Source organism: Pseudomonas sp. PDM15, from assembly GCF_014851565.1.
GTDB lineage: Bacteria > Pseudomonadota > Gammaproteobacteria > Pseudomonadales > Pseudomonadaceae > Aquipseudomonas.
The window spans coordinates 655,279-669,641 of the sequence record NZ_JACVAA010000003.1 but is presented as its reverse complement, the minus strand read 5'-3'; the positions used below and the strand labels follow the sequence as shown (position 1 = coordinate 669,641).

Here is a 14,363-nt window from a genome sequence, read left to right as displayed (position 1 = left end):
GCTTGTCCGAAAGTCACAATTTATTGGCCGACTATGCCATAAACTGAGGCGGGGGGAGTGGGTAGCATCGCCGTCATCCGCAATACTGGCGGCTCACGGAGATAAGAATGAATAAGACCACTCCCGAGCAGCAGGCGCCCCTGCGCGTGCTGATCATAGGCTCAGGTTTCGCCGGCCTCGGCCTGGCCATGCGCCTGCGTCAGCGTGGCGAGGACGACTTCCTGATCCTCGAGAAGGGCGCTGAGCCCGGCGGCACCTGGCGCGACAATGATTATCCCGGCGCCGCCTGCGACGTGCCCTCGCACCTGTACTCGTTCTCCTTCGAGCCGAAGACCGACTGGACCCGCCGTTACGCACCCCAGACGGAGATATTCGCCTACGTGCGCCAGTGCATCGCGCGCCATGACCTGGCGCGGCGCATCCGCTGCAACAGCGAGGTGGCCGAGGCCTGGTTCGACGAGTCGGCCGCGCTGTGGCGGGTGACCACCTCCGACGGCGCCAGCTTCAGCGCGCGGGCCTTGGTCAGCGCCTGTGGCCAGCTCAACCGGCCGCTGTACCCGAATATCCCCGGGCTCGAGCGTTTCGCCGGGGCGAGTTTCCACTCGGCGCGCTGGCGCCACGATGTGGATCTGACCGGCAAGCGCGTGGCGGTGATCGGTACCGGTGCCAGCGCCATCCAGTTCGTGCCGCAGATCGCCGCCAAGGTGAGCAAGCTGCATCTGTTCCAGCGCACGCCGGCCTACGTGTTGCCCAAGCCGGATCGCTCCTACAGCCGCTTCGAGCTGGCGCTGATGCAGCGTTGGCCGTGGACGCAGAAGCTCGACCGGGCCTGGCAGTACCTGTTTCACGAGGCCCGCGGAGTGGCCTTTTTTCTGCTGCCCGTGCTGATGAAGCCGTACCGCCAGCTGTTCCTCCGTCATATCGCCCGCGAGGTGGCCGACCCGGTGCTGCGGGCGAAGCTGACCCCGGACTACCCGCTGGGCTGCAAGCGCATCCTGATCAGCAACGACTACTACCCGACCCTGGTGCAGCCGCAGGTGGAGGTGGTCAACGAGGCGATCCGCGAGGTGAGCGAGCGCGGCATCGTCACCGCCGACGGGGTGGAGCGCGAAGTGGATGTGCTGATCCATGGTACCGGCTTCGCCGCCAGCGATTTCCTCGCGCCGATGCAGATCCGCGGCCTCGGTGGCCTGGACCTGAACCAGGCATGGCAGGACGGTGCCGAGGCCTACAAGGGCATCAGCGTGGCCGGCTTCCCCAACCTGTTCATCCTCTACGGGCCGAACACCAACCTGGGCCACAACTCGATCATCTACATGCTCGAGAGCCAGTTCCCCTACGTGCTGGACTGCCTGGCCAAGCTGGAGGAGGGCGTGCGCTACCTGGACGTGCGCCTGCCGGTGCAGGCCGAATGGAACCGCCGGGTGCAGCAGGCCATCGAGCATTCGGTGTGGCAGCAGGGCTGCTCCAGCTGGTACAAGAACGCCGCCGGCAAGCACACCAACAACTGGTCCGGCTTCACCTTCAGCTATCGCCGCCACACCCGCCGGCCGCAGTGGAGCGACTATGACCTGGTCCGTTGAGCTACCAATGCCAGGCCTTGCCCAGCGCCTGCTCACGGCGTTGCTGCGGGCCTGCACCTGGCTGGTGTTCCGCAGCGGCATGCATCCGCGCCTGACGCCGCGCATCCAGCGCCACGTGCTGCGCCTGGCCACCGCGATTGCGCCAGCCGCGCGCGGGGTGCGCATCGAACCGGGCATGCTCGGCGGCGTTGCCTGCGAATGGCTGTCGCCACCACGGGGCAACGGCTGGGTGCTGCTGTATGTGCATGGCGGCGCCTTTATGGTCGGTTCGCCGCGCACCCATCGCGCCATCACCACCACCTTGGCGAAACTGGCCGGCCTGCGGGTCTGCGCGCTGGACTATCGTCTGGCACCGGAGCATCCCTGGCCGGCGGCGGCCGACGATGTGCTGGCCGCCTACCGGGCGCTGCTGGAGCAGGGCCAGCCGGCCGAGCGTATCGTTCTTGCCGGTGACTCGGCTGGCGGCCATCTGGCGCTGAGCTGCGCGCTGCGCCTGCGCGAGCAGGGGCTGCCGCAGCCGGCAGCGCTGGTGTGCCTGTCGCCGGTCACCGATCTGACGGGCAGCGTCTGGCACGAGCCAGCGGGCGGCGATCCGCTGATCACCCGCGGTTGGCTGCAGCAGGGGATAGACGCCTACTGCCCGGCGAGCGAGACGCGCAGCCAGCCGCTGCTGTCACCGCTGCGGGCCGAGCTACACGGTCTGCCGCCGCTGCTGGTGCAGGTCGGTGAGGACGAGCATCTGCTGGAGCAGAGCCTGCGCCTGGGCGAGCGTCCGGGCCTGGACCTGCGCCTGGAGGTCTATCCGGGCCAGTGGCATGTGTTCCAGATCAATTGCGGCCTGTTGGCCGCCGCCGACCTGGCCATGGGCCGGATCGTCGAATTCCTGGGGGAGCGAGGTTGCCGATGAACACCATCCTGATTACCGGAGCCGCGTCCGGCATTGGCGCGGCGGCCGCCCGACTGTTCCATTCCCGCGGCTGGAGCGTCGGCCTGCTGGATATCGATCATCAGGCCCTCGCCGCGCTGGCCGCCGAGCTGGGCGGGGTGTGGCACGCCGGACTCAACGTCACCGATGCCGGTGCGGTGCGCGAGGCGCTGCAGGACTTCTGCGCGGCCCACGGCGGGCGCCTGCGCCTGCTGTTCAACTCGGCCGGCGTGCTGCGCTTCGGCCATTTCGAGGAGATCAGCCTGGAGGAGCATGCGCGCATCCTGCAGATCAACGTGCTCGGCCTGTTGCAGGTGACCCATGCGGCGTTCCCGTACCTCAAGGGCACGCCGGGGGCGCAGGTGGTCAACATGGGCTCGGCGTCCGGCCTGTACGGTACGCCGCATATGGTCAGCTACTCGGCCTCCAAGTTCGCCGTGCGCGGCCTGACCGAGGCGCTGGAGCTGGAGTGGCGGCGCCATGGCATCCATGTCGGCGACCTGATGCCGCCCTTCGTCGCCACGCCGATGGTTGATAGCCAGCGCTTCACGCCGCCGGCGCTGCGGCGCATGGGAGTGAAGCTGCGCGCCGAGGATATCGCCCAGGCGCTGTGGCGCCAGGTCGAGCGGCCCAGGGTGCACCGGCCGATTCACTGGCTTTTCCGCCTGATGTACGGCGCCGGCCAGGTCTCGCCACCGGCCATCAGTCGCCTGCTGATGGGCTGGATGAGCCGCGATTGAGCCGCCCGTCGCTGAAGCTCGGTTGAATGATAGGAGGGGCAGCAAGGTGCCCGGCTAAACGCTACCCTGAAAAAACGACGGCATCGGTCAGCCTTCGTCTGGCCAACCGTCCGCGGGCCTCTGGCTCGCGCATGACAGATCAGGCAGTCGCTGCCTGATTCTCGGGCGGCACCGCGCGGTGCCGCATGGCTGCCAAATCCTTGGCGGCTGCGGTCGATCCATCGCCTGAGAGGAGGTCGTTTATGAGCACAGCCTTCCAAGATGATGTCAGCACTAACGTTCTGCGCCGCATGAAAGAGGGCGGTTTCGATTTCGCCCGTGTCCATCCCATCGAGTTCTACGCCATCTTCCCGAATGAGGATCGGGCCAGAGAGGCGGCCAGGCAGTTTCGCGGCGAGTCCATGAACGCGCAGGTGAGCATCCGCGAGGATGGCGCCTGGCACCTGCAGGTGAGTAAGGTGATGTATGCCACCCACGCCGGTATCGGCGATTTCGAGCAGGATCTGGAGGCTCTGGTGGTGCCGCTCGGCGGCGTGCTGGACGGCTGGGGCGTGACCCAGGAAGTCCGTCTCGACGCTCAGGTCGCCAGTCGGCTCTGAGCGCTGTGAATGCCGGCCAACCCGCTGGGTTGGTCGGTACCTGTCTTCCCTATCTCTTTAATGAATCAGGCCGCGGTGCGCTGTTGCAGCGCTTCGAGGTAGCCGATCACGTCCGGTGCGCCGGCCAGGCGCAGGCCCTCGCCCAGGGCATTGGCCTCCGGCGAATCCTTGGGCAGCAACAGGAATTCCGGGGCGTCCGGGTAGCGCAGCAGCGACAGACGCGCGTAGGGCAGGCCATTGTCCAGCAGCAGGCTCATGAAGCTCGGCTCGCTCCAGGCCTGCACCGGCATGGCGGTCATGTGGTACAGCCGGCGCAGTTCGGCCAGGCCGCTGGCGCTCAGGCGATAGCGGGTCAGCTCGGCCGGCAGAGTGACTTCCAGGCCGCGCAGGCGGGCGTAGGCGATGGCGCAGGCGAACTCCTCGCCGTGTTGCTCGCCGGCCCAGAACATGCGCTCGCCATACCAGCTGGCCTGGCGCAGCTCCACCGCCTCGGCAGCGAGGAAGCGCGGCATGGCATGACTGATGGTCTTGAGGAAATCCTTGTAGCTGATGATGCGGGCACAACGCCCCAGGGGGCAGGAGGCCAGCTCTTCGAAACTGGTGAGGGCGCTGTCCAGGCTCGGCGGCGGGCTGCACAGACCGTCGATCTCGCGTAGGTCGAAGTCGTCGAGGTGCACCAGCTGACGTTCCACCACGCCCATCAGCACGGCGCGGGCGGCCGCCTTGTCTTCCTGTACCGGTCCGGAGAGGGCATCGCGCGGCAGATCCACCAGGCGATGCAGCGGCGGGCCGGCCTGCCACCAGACGCTCGGCACCGGCACCGGCAACGCCTTGAACGGCAGGCGCAGGGCGCGCGCGCGCTCGAACACCAGGCGTGGCACACGGCCGCTGAGGCCGAGGCGCTGGGCCAGGGCGGACAGGCGCGAGGCGATGCTGGTGGGGGATTCGGACAGACTCATGACCCGAAGGATACTCCTGGCACTACGGTGCCAGTGTGGCAGAGGCGCCGGCGCGGTGCACTATAGCGATGCGTCGGGCCCATCATCGTGGGCGCTGATTGGGCTGCTGCCTGTGGCAGAATGATGCCGATCATTTCGAGGATGCCTCCATGCCCAGCCTGGTGCTGGATATCGCTTTGCCTGCGGAACGCTTCCTGGCCGTGTACCAGGGGCGCGCCAATCGGGTTCTGCTCTATAGCCGCGATGGCCGCAAGGTCAGCTTGCCGGCGCATCACCTGCGTCCATTCCTGCGCCATGACGGTATTCACGGCGTGTTCGAGCTGGAATTCAGCGCGGCCGGGGAACTGCTGGGCCTGCGTCAACTGCAATAGCACTCGAACGGTCTCCTTATTACTCCCTTGCCTCGCCTGAGGCTAGTGCCGGCGGCTATAATCGCGCTCTGTTTCCCACTGCCACCTTACTCCGAGCCGATCCGCCCATGTACGACCTGGCCCGCGCGCTGCTGTTCCGTCTTGCCCCCGAAACTTCTCACGAACTGTCCGTCGACCTGATCGGTGCCGGTGGCCGCCTGGGCCTCAACGGCCTGGTGTGCAAGGCCCCAAGCAATCTGCCGGTGACGGTGATGGGCCTGGAGTTCCCCAACCCCGTGGGCCTGGCCGCCGGCCTGGACAAGAACGGCGACGCCATTGACGGCTTCGCCCAGCTTGGCTTCGGTTTCGTCGAGATCGGCACCGTGACCCCGCGCCCGCAGCCGGGCAACCCCAAGCCGCGCCTGTTCCGCCTGCCGGAAGCCACCGCGATCATCAACCGCATGGGATTCAACAACCATGGCGTCGACCACCTACTGGCCCGGGTCGCCGCGGCCAAGTACAAGGGCGTGCTGGGCATCAACATCGGCAAGAACTTCGACACCCCGGTCGAGCGCGCGGTGGACGACTATCTGATCGGTCTGGACAAGGTCTATGCCCACGCCAGCTACGTCACCGTCAACGTCAGCTCGCCCAACACTCCGGGCCTGCGCAGCCTGCAGTTCGGTGACCAGCTCAGGCAGCTGCTCGAAGCCCTGCGCCAGCGCCAGGAAGACCTGGCCGCACAGCGTGGCAAACGCGTGCCGCTGGCGATCAAGATCGCCCCGGACATGAGCGACGAGGAAACCGTGCAGGTGGCCCAGGCCCTGGTGGAAACCGGCATGGACGCGGTGATCGCCACCAACACCACGCTGGGGCGTGAGGGCGTGGAGAACCTGCCGTTCGGCAACGAGGCCGGTGGCCTGTCCGGCGCGCCGGTGCGCGACAAGAGTACCCACACCGTGCGTGTACTGGCTGGCGAGCTGAAGGGCCGTCTGCCGATCGTCGCCGTGGGTGGCATCACTGAGGGCGCGCACGCGGCGGAGAAGATCGCCGCCGGCGCGAGCCTAGTGCAGATTTATTCCGGGTTCATCTACAAGGGGCCGGCGCTGATCCGCGAGGCGGTGGACGCCATCGCCGCGCTGCCGAAGAACTGAAGTCATAAAAAAGGGCCCCGAAGGGGCCCTTGGGCTCTCGCCCACCGCCCGGATGGGACGGTCTGGTGAAGTCGGGGTGATCCTGATTCAGCCGACGGCGTGGAGTTCGTTGAGTCTGTGGATGCCGGCGGTGCCGGTCAGTCCGTCCCAGTTGTCACCGCGGCCCTCGCGCCAGCCATTGATCCAGGCTTGACGGGTAGTAGGGTGGGTGAAAGGACACATATCGCGGGATTTACCATGAATGCCGTGCTGATAGCCGCGCAAGAAAGCTCGTTCCAACGGATCACGCTTAAGTCTTCTCATCGGGTGTTGCCCTCACTGTTGACTGTTATGTCCCGTTGGCCCCTTGGTGGGACCAGGCAGAAAATGCTCCTGCCAGTAGGGCCCGCTGCCGGCGTGGCGGGCCACCTGCCAGCACCGTTGCGGTGCCGGCCTGAGTTGATTTCTATCGAATGCGTTCCACCCTGTGAATGATCGTTTTGTCATAAGGACGTAACGTGAGTGGGATGGGAGCCATAAGGTTCAACCCTTTTTTGCTGGCCCGATTGCTGAGGGCCGCGTCGTTTGGGAACCTCGGCTGTCCACGCAGGCGCTTTGCCATTGCGAACTGCTCTCGTCTGCGAGCGCTGTTTATTCCGACGAAGGGTCGCCGTGCGACCTTCCGTCACATATGGTGGCCATGCAGCCACCCCGATTACTGGATGCCCCATGTCTGACCGCTACGAACTGATCCTCACCTGCCCCAAGAGCCTGGAAGGCCTGCTGCTCGAAGAAGCCAGCGGCCTGGGCCTGGAGGAGGCCCGCGAGCAGACCGCCGCCGTGCGCGGCTTCGCACCCATTGAGGTGGGTTACCGCCTGTGCCTGTGGTCGCGCCTGGCCAACCGCGTGCTGCTGGTGCTGCGCCGTTTCCCGGTGCAGAACGCCGAGGAGCTCTACCAGGGTGTACTGGCGGTGGACTGGGCCGAGCATCTGGAGGCGGACGGCACCCTGGCGGTCGAATTCAGCGGCCATGGCGCCGGCATCGACAACACGCACTTCGGCGCGCTTAAGGTCAAGGACGCCATCGTCGACAAGCTGCGCACGCCGGCCGGCACCCGGCCGTCGATCGACAAGGTCGATCCGGACGTGCGTGTGCATTTGCGCCTGGACAAGGGCGAGGCGGTGCTTTCGCTGGATCTGGCCGGGCACAGCCTGCACCAGCGCGGCTACCGCCTGCAGCAGGGCGCCGCGCCGCTCAAGGAAAATCTGGCCGCGGCCATCCTGATCCGCGCCGGCTGGCCACGCATCGCTGCCGAGGGCGGCGCCCTGGCTGACCCCATGTGCGGCGTAGGTACCTTCCTGGTCGAGGCGGCGATGATGGCCGCCGACATGGCGCCGAACCTGCGTCGCGAGCGTTGGGGCTTCAGCAACTGGCTGGGCCATGTGCCGGCGATCTGGAAGAAGCTGCACGCCGAGGCCGAGCAGCGCGCCGCCGCCGGCCTGGCCAAGCCGCCGCTGTGGATTCGCGGCTACGAGGCCGACCCGCGACTGATCCAGCCGGCGCGCAACAACATCGAGCGCGCCGGCCTCGGCGAGTGGGTCAAGCTGTACCAGGGCGAACTGGCCACCTTCGAGCCGCGCCCGGACAAGAACCAGACCGGCCTGATCGTCAGCAACCCGCCCTACGGCGAGCGCCTGGGCGACGAGGCGAGCCTGCTGTATCTCTACCAGAACCTCGGAGAGCGCCTGCGCCAGAGCTGCCTGAACTGGGAGGCGGCGGTGTTTACCGGCGCGCCCGAATTGGGCAAGCGCATGGGTCTGCGTAGCCACAAGCAGTACGCCTTCTGGAACGGTGCGCTGCCGTGCAAGCTGCTGCTGTTCAAGGTGCTTCCGCAGCAGTTCGTCACTGGTGAGCGCAGCGAGCGCCGTCATGCTGGCGAGGAGGGCGCTGCGGCGCCGGTGGCCAGCGAGCCGGCTCGCCTGTCCGAAGGCGGGCAGATGTTCGCCAACCGCCTGCAGAAGAACCTCAAGAGCCTGGGTAAGTGGGCGAAGAAGGCCGGCATCGAGTGCTATCGCCTGTACGACGCCGACATGCCCGAGTACGCCCTGGCCATCGACCTGTACCGCGACTGGGTGCACGTGCAGGAGTACGCACCGCCGCGCTCCATCGACCCGGACAAGGCCCAGGCGCGCCTGCTCGATGCTCTGGCTGCGATCCCGGTGGCCCTCGGCGTGGCGCCGGACAAGGTGGTGATCAAGCGCCGCGAGCGCCAGACCGGCAGCAAGCAGTACGAGCGCCAGGCGGCGCAAGGCCAGTTCATGGAAGTCAGCGAAGGCGGCGTGCGCCTGCTGGTCAACCTCACCGACTACCTGGACACCGGCCTGTTCCTCGACCACCGTCCGCTGCGCCTGCGCATCCAGCAGGAGGCTGCCGGCAAGCGCTTCCTCAACCTGTTCTGCTACACCGCCACGGCCACCGTGCACGCGGCCAAGGGCGGCGCGCGCAGCACCACCAGCGTCGACCTGTCGAAGACCTACCTGGACTGGGCGCGGCGCAATCTGTCGCTCAATGGTTTCTCCGATAAGCAGCGCCTGGAGCAGGGCGATGTGATGGCCTGGCTGGAGGCCGATCGCGGCGAGTACGAGCTGATCTTCATCGACCCGCCGACCTTCTCCAACTCCAAGCGCATGGAGGGCGTGTTCGACGTGCAGCGCGATCACGTGCACCTGCTCGACCTGGCCATGGCGCGCCTGGCCAAGGGCGGCGTGCTGTACTTCTCCAACAACTTCCGCAAGTTCCAGCTCGACGAGAGCCTGACCGAGCGCTATGCGGTGGAGGAGATCAGCGCCCAGACCATCGACCAGGACTTCGCGCGTAACGCGAAGATCCACCGGGCCTGGCGCCTGACCGCCAAGGCCTGATGCAGCTCCCATGAAAAAACGGCAGGACAGCCGTTTTTCACGGCGAAGCTGCCCGAAGGGTGACGCACGGGAATGTACGACATGAAAAAGCCCGCCGAATGGCGGGCTTTTTCGTTGCGGCGCACTCAGCGCCGGTAGATGTCCAGCAGCACCTGGTCGAGGATCGCCGAGGCGCCCCAAGGGCGCGGGTCGTTGAGGATCGCCACCACCACCCAGTTCTGGCCCTTGGCCGTGCGAGTGAAGCCGGCGATGGCGCGCACGTTGTTCAGGGTGCCGGTCTTGATATGGCCCTGGCCTTCCATGCCGGTGCGCTTGAGGCGCTTGCGCATGGTGCCGTCCATGCCCACCAGCGGCATCGAGGCGATGAACTCCGGCGCGTAGGGGCTGTGCCAGGCGGCCTGCAGCATGCCGGCCATCTCGCGGGCGCTGACCCTTTCTGCGCGCGACAGGCCGGAGCCGTTCTCGATCACCAGATGCGGCGCGGTGATGCCTTTCTTCGCCAGCCAGTTGCGGATCACCCGCTGGGCGGCCTTGGCATCGTCCGGGTCGGCGCGGTCGCGGAAGGTCTGCCCCAGGCTGAGGAACAGCTGCTGGGCCATGGTGTTGTTACTGTACTTGTTGATGTCGCGAATGATCTCGGTGAGGTCCGGCGAGAAGGTGCGCGCCAGCAGCTGGGCGTTCTTCGGCACGTCGCCGACGCGGTCCTTGCCGATGATGCTGCCGCCCAGTTCCTGCCAGATGGCGCGCACGGCGCCCGCGGCGTAGGCCGGGTGGTCGAGCAGGGCCAGGTAGGTCTGGGCGCTGCAGCCCTCGGCCAGCTTGCCGGTCACCACCAGGGTGGTGCCGTCGAACTGGGTGACGGGGTTGTAGCGCACGTCCGGCCAGGCCGGGCACTTGGCGGCGCCGAGGGCTTTGACCTGATTGTCGATGCGCACGTTGGTCAGCGGCGGCTCCATCATCACGCTGACCTTGCCGCCGCTGGTGCGGGCGATCATGCGCACGGCCTTGAGGTTGACCAGCAGCGAGTCGGGGCCCACCAGGAAGGGCTTGTTCGGATCGCCGCCGTCGTCGTTGAAGCTCGGCAGGGTCGGGTGGTGGAAGTGGTTGCGGTCCAGCACCAGATCGCCGGTGATGCGCTGCACGCCGTTGGCGCGCAGGTCGCGCATCATCAGCCAGAGCTTCTCCATGTTCAGCTTGGGGTCGCCGCCACCCTTGAGGTAGAGGTTGCCGTTGAGCACGCCGTTCTTCAGTGGGCCGTCGCCATAGAACTCGGTGCGCCACTGGTGGGTGGGGCCGAGCAGTTCGAGGGCGGCGTAGGTGGTGACCAGCTTCATGGTCGAGGCCGGGTTCACCGACACATCGGCGTTGTGGATGATGCCGCCACCGCTGCCATCCAGTGGTAGGGCCACCAGCGACAGGCTGCTGGCCTGCAGTTTGTTGGCCTTGAGCGACTGCTGCACCTTGGCCGGCAGCGTGCTGCTGACCTGGGCGGCGGAGAGGGGAAGAGCGATGGGAAGCAGGAGCGAAGCGACGACGAGACTGCGGAACGTTCTGATCATTGGCACGGGCCCAGGCAGAAAAAAGGGCGAAAAGAGGTGCGGATACCGCTGTTTTGCCGCGCATTATGCCCCAAGCATGCAGAACTTGGGGTTCGAACAGTCGCTTGCGCGGGCTTTATTTCTGAACGGGCGGGCAGCTCGCGCGGCAACCTGCTAGAGTGCCGCCCGTTGCAATCAATGAGTATCTAGGAGTGTTTATGGCCACCAACCGTTCCCGCCGCCTGCGCAAGAAACTGTGCGTCGACGAATTCCAGGAACTGGGCTGCGAGCTGACCCTCGGCTTCAACGAAGGCCTGAGCGAAGAAGGCGCCGACAAGTTCGTTGACGAGTTCCTGCGCGACGGTATCGACGCCAACGGTCTGGGCTATGTCGGCGGTGAAGACTACGGCTTCGTCTGCCTGGCCAAGCGCGGCTCGGTCAATGAGGAGCAGCGCGCTGCTCTGGAAGCCTGGCTGAGGGGCCGCAAAGAGCTGAGCGAGTTCAGTCTCAGCCCGCTGATGGACGTGTGGTATCCGGAAAACCCGGTGAACAAGGCCTGATCGGCCACCACGCGAATGAAAAAGCCCGGCCAGCGCCGGGCTTTTTTGTGGCCGGAGATCAGCTCAGGCCGGCCTTGGCCAGGATCGCCGCGGTGTCCACCGGGTCGATCTGTTCGGGGCGCAGGTAGCGCTCGGCGTACGCCAGCGGAATGCCGCTGCGCACGAACAGGCCGAACAGCTCCGGGTCGACGTGGGCGCCGCGGCACATGCCGGCCATGATGGTGAGCGACTCGGTGAGGGTCTTGCCCTTCTTGTATGGGCGGTCCACTGCGGTGAGTGCCTCGAAGATGTCGGCAATCGCCATCATCCGCGCCGGCAGGCTCATTTCCTCGCGCCTCAGGCGTTTCGGGTAGCCGCTGCCGTCCATCTTTTCGTGGTGCCCGCCGGCGATCTCCGAGACGTTCGCCAGGTGCTTGGGGAACGGCAGGTGATCGAGCATGCGGATGGTTTGCACCATGTGATTGTTGATGATGTAGCGCTCCTCGGCGGTGAGGGTGCCGCGGGTGATGCCGAGGTTGTACAGCTCGCCGCGGTTGAGCTTGTGCAGCGGCACGTCGAGCTTGAAGCCCCAGGGGTTGTCCGTCGGGATCAACTCGCTGTCCGGGCGCTCCAGCAGGTGTTCGGGCTTGTCGGCCAGCAGCGGTTCCTGCACCGGCAGCGCGGGCGCCGGGCTGCGGGCCTGGCGCTGGTTCTCTTCCCAGGACACGCCGAGGCGGTCGTCCAGGGTCCGCGTCCAGGTACGAGCGCCGATGCTGCGCAGGCGTTCCAGGTCGGCGTCGGCCATGGCTTCGCCACCCAGGTTGCAGCGGGCGATGAAGGCGAATTCGTCGTCCAGGGCGGCCAGGGTCTCGTCACGCAGGGCGGCCAGGCCGGCCTCCGCGCCGCCCTTGGCCACGCCCTCCCAATAGGCGATCCAGGCATCGCGCTTGAGCACCTCGAAACGGGTGCGTACCTCGTGGATGCGGTCGTAGATGGTTTCCAGCTTGGTCGCCTTGTCGACCACGTATTCCGGCGTGGTGACCTTGCCGCAGTCGTGCAGCCAGGCGGCGATATGCAGGGCCTCCCATTCCTCGTCGCTGGGCTGGTAACCGGCGAACGGCTCGGCGTCGCTGGCGGCAGCAGCGCGGGCGAGCATCAGAGTCAGTTCCGGCACGCGCTGGCAGTGGCCGCCGGTGTAGGGGCTCTTGGCGTCGATGGCGCCGGCGATCAGTTGGATGAAGGCGTCGAGCAGCTGCTTCTGCTGCTCCAGCAGACGCTGGCTCTCGATGCACAGGGCGGCGACGCCGGACACCGCCTCGACGTAGGCGATGCGCTGCGGCTTCAACATGGTCGGCTCGGCTTCCTCGCCTGTGTCGCGGTGCAGCAGCATCAGCACGCCGACCGTCTCGCCCTGGCGGTTGTGCAGGCCGGTGCAGACCAGATGTATGCGCGGGCTGTCGAGGGTGTGCAGCAGGCTCTGGAAGCCTTCGGCCTGGTCGAAACCCAGCGAAGCCACGGCGGTAGCGCCGCCCTCGGCGGGCTGGCGGATCCAGGCGGGGATGCTGGCCGCGCCGGCCGGATAGGCGGGGATGCGGTGCTGTTCCAGGCTGTGCTGCTCGTCGTTGATGAACAGGCCGTGGGGCTCCAGGGCGCCGCTGCTACCGTCGCGCAGGTAGAGCAGCCCGGCGCTGGCCTCGCTGAGGTCCACCGTCTCCTTCAGTACACGGCGCAACAGGGCGTCGAAGCGGGTCTCGGCGGACAGGCTGGCGGTGATGTCGAGGAAGCTGGACAGGGTGTCCTTCATCTTGCCCATGGCCACGGCCAGTTGGTCGATCTCCAGCACCGGCGAGCGGCCGCTGGCCGGGTGGGCGAAGTTGAAGCTGCGGATCGCCTCAGCCTCGGCGACTAGGGCGCGCAGCGGTCTGACCAGGATGCGTGACATCAGCCAGCCCAGCGGGATGCACAACAGCAGGATGGTCAGGGTCAGCATCGCGCCTTGCCAGCGAATGCGGTAGGCGTCGGCGAGCAGTTCTTCCTCCGGCGCCAGCAGGGCCAGGCGCAGTCCGTTAGGGCCGCCCTCGTCGAGCTGGCTGTAGGACACTTGCCAGCGCTTGCCTGCCAGTTTCATGGCACCTTCGCGGTCCTTGTCCAGGCTGCGCTGGAACAATTCGCCGAGGGCCGGGCTGAGGCGCTCGACCTGGGCCAGGTGGGTGGTACCGTTGCTCACCACCAGCTTGCCAATATCCGGATAGGCGACGGCGGCGCCATCCGGCCGATACAGCACCACCTCGGTGGAGGGTGTGACCTTGTGCCGGGCCAGGGTGGCGGAGAGGTCGGCCAGGGTCAGGTCGGCGCCGAGCACCGTGTCGCCGCTGCTGGTGCGGGCGAGGGTGGTGCCGACGTCCTTGGTGGAGAAGAACGCATAGGGCTCGGTGGTGATCAGTTCGCCACGCTCACGGGCACTCTGGTACCACGGGCGGGTACGGGGGTCGTACTTCTCGCTGAGGTTCTGCCGGCGGCTGATCCAGTTGAGCTCGGCGTCGAAGAACTGCGACTCGGAGATCGGCCGGGCCTCGCCGCTGCGGTCGATGCTCCAGACCTGGAAGGCCGCGTTGGCCGGGGCATTGAAGATCTGCTTGAGCCGCTCGTCGCGCAGCGGCCGCACCATGAAGAAGTCGCCATCCTCGTAGCCCAGGTAGAGCGAGGCCAGCTTGGGATTGTCGCGCAGGGCCTGGGCGAAGATTGGCAGCAGACTCATCCGTTGGTAGCTGTCGCGAGACAGGTTGCGCTCGTTGAGGGCAAGCAGGCCGAGCAGATGGCGGATCGGCTGGTAGGTGTGCTGCAGGTCGGCTTCCACTTCCTCGCGCATCTGGGCGAACAACTGCTTGCTGCTGGAGAGGATGACCTGGGTGGTCTGGTAGTAGTTGAACAGGCCGAGGATCACGCCGCTGCCGAGCAGCAGCAGAGTGAACAGCACGCTGATATGAACGTGGAGTGGAAAGCGCCGCTCTTTGCCTCGAGTCTTGCCCTGCATTGTCTCACTCCTTTGACAAACATCTCAGGTCAGGCCAGAAG

General features: G+C 66.6%; 12 protein-coding genes. 8 read left to right on the top strand and 4 right to left on the bottom strand.

The window, feature by feature from the left end; translation table 11 throughout:
* The first annotated feature begins 107 nt into the window (after nt 1-107).
* The 4 genes from IB232_RS11075 (at nt 108) to IB232_RS11060 (ending at nt 3,847) form a co-directional block, all read left to right on the top strand.
* Complete coding sequence (locus IB232_RS11075; RefSeq protein WP_192398588.1) at nt 108-1,583, top strand: flavin-containing monooxygenase; 1,476 nt, start codon at nt 108-110, stop codon at nt 1,581-1,583.
* Complete coding sequence (locus IB232_RS11070; RefSeq protein ID WP_192398586.1) at nt 1,567-2,490, top strand: alpha/beta hydrolase; 924 nt, start codon at nt 1,567-1,569, stop codon at nt 2,488-2,490. The genes IB232_RS11075 and IB232_RS11070 overlap by 17 nt, the downstream gene beginning before the upstream one ends.
* The gene (locus IB232_RS11065; RefSeq protein WP_192398584.1) at nt 2,487-3,248 is read left to right on the top strand and encodes an SDR family oxidoreductase; all 762 of its coding nucleotides are present in this window, start codon (nt 2,487-2,489) and stop codon (nt 3,246-3,248) included. The genes IB232_RS11070 and IB232_RS11065 overlap by 4 nt, the downstream gene beginning before the upstream one ends.
* 242 nt (nt 3,249-3,490) lie before the next feature.
* Nucleotides 3,491-3,847: a ribonuclease E inhibitor RraB gene (locus tag IB232_RS11060; RefSeq protein WP_137972778.1), complete on the top strand. Its 357-nt coding sequence runs from the start codon at nt 3,491-3,493 to the stop codon at nt 3,845-3,847.
* 65 nt (nt 3,848-3,912) lie between these two features.
* Here the strand turns inward: IB232_RS11060 and IB232_RS11055 are convergent, their stop codons facing one another.
* Complete coding sequence (locus IB232_RS11055) at nt 3,913-4,806, bottom strand: DUF6685 family protein (RefSeq protein WP_192398582.1); 894 nt, start codon at nt 4,804-4,806, stop codon at nt 3,913-3,915.
* Nucleotides 4,807-4,955: 149 nt separating this feature from the next.
* Here IB232_RS11055 and IB232_RS11050 point away from each other — a divergent pair, with 149 nt between their 5' ends.
* Together IB232_RS11050 and IB232_RS11045 are read left to right on the top strand one after the other, a co-directional pair.
* Nucleotides 4,956-5,177 (top strand): DUF2835 domain-containing protein, encoded by a 222-nt coding sequence (locus IB232_RS11050; RefSeq protein WP_137972780.1) that lies wholly within the window; start codon nt 4,956-4,958, stop codon nt 5,175-5,177.
* A 107-nt stretch (nt 5,178-5,284) separates the two neighbouring features.
* Nucleotides 5,285-6,310, top strand: coding sequence for a quinone-dependent dihydroorotate dehydrogenase (locus IB232_RS11045; RefSeq protein WP_192398581.1), 1,026 nt, complete (start codon nt 5,285-5,287; stop codon nt 6,308-6,310).
* Between the two features lie 87 nt (nt 6,311-6,397).
* On the opposite strand, the gene rmf is transcribed toward IB232_RS11045, so the two are convergent.
* Nucleotides 6,398-6,613 carry a ribosome modulation factor gene (gene rmf, locus IB232_RS11040; RefSeq protein ID WP_043216230.1) on the bottom strand — a complete coding sequence of 72 codons (216 nt, stop codon included), beginning with the start codon at nt 6,611-6,613 and terminating at the stop codon, nt 6,398-6,400.
* Between the two features lie 405 nt (nt 6,614-7,018).
* Between rmf and rlmKL the strand changes: the two genes are divergently transcribed.
* A complete protein-coding gene (rlmKL, locus tag IB232_RS11035; protein WP_192398579.1) occupies nt 7,019-9,211 on the top strand; it encodes a bifunctional 23S rRNA (guanine(2069)-N(7))-methyltransferase RlmK/23S rRNA (guanine(2445)-N(2))-methyltransferase RlmL in 2,193 nt (730 codons plus the stop codon).
* Between the two features lie 125 nt (nt 9,212-9,336).
* Here the strand turns inward: rlmKL and dacB are convergent, their stop codons facing one another.
* Nucleotides 9,337-10,770, bottom strand: coding sequence for a D-alanyl-D-alanine carboxypeptidase/D-alanyl-D-alanine-endopeptidase (dacB, locus tag IB232_RS11030; RefSeq protein WP_192398577.1), 1,434 nt, complete (start codon nt 10,768-10,770; stop codon nt 9,337-9,339).
* 197 nt (nt 10,771-10,967) lie between these two features.
* Between dacB and IB232_RS11025 the strand changes: the two genes are divergently transcribed.
* Entirely contained in the window at nt 10,968-11,309 is a 342-nt protein-coding gene (locus tag IB232_RS11025) for a YggL family protein (RefSeq protein WP_192398576.1), read from the top strand.
* Between the two features lie 58 nt (nt 11,310-11,367).
* Here the strand turns inward: IB232_RS11025 and IB232_RS11020 are convergent, their stop codons facing one another.
* On the bottom strand, nt 11,368-14,322 hold the full coding sequence (locus tag IB232_RS11020; RefSeq protein WP_192398575.1) for an HD domain-containing phosphohydrolase: 2,955 nt from the start codon (nt 14,320-14,322) through the stop codon (nt 11,368-11,370).
* Nucleotides 14,323-14,363 lie beyond the last annotated feature (41 nt).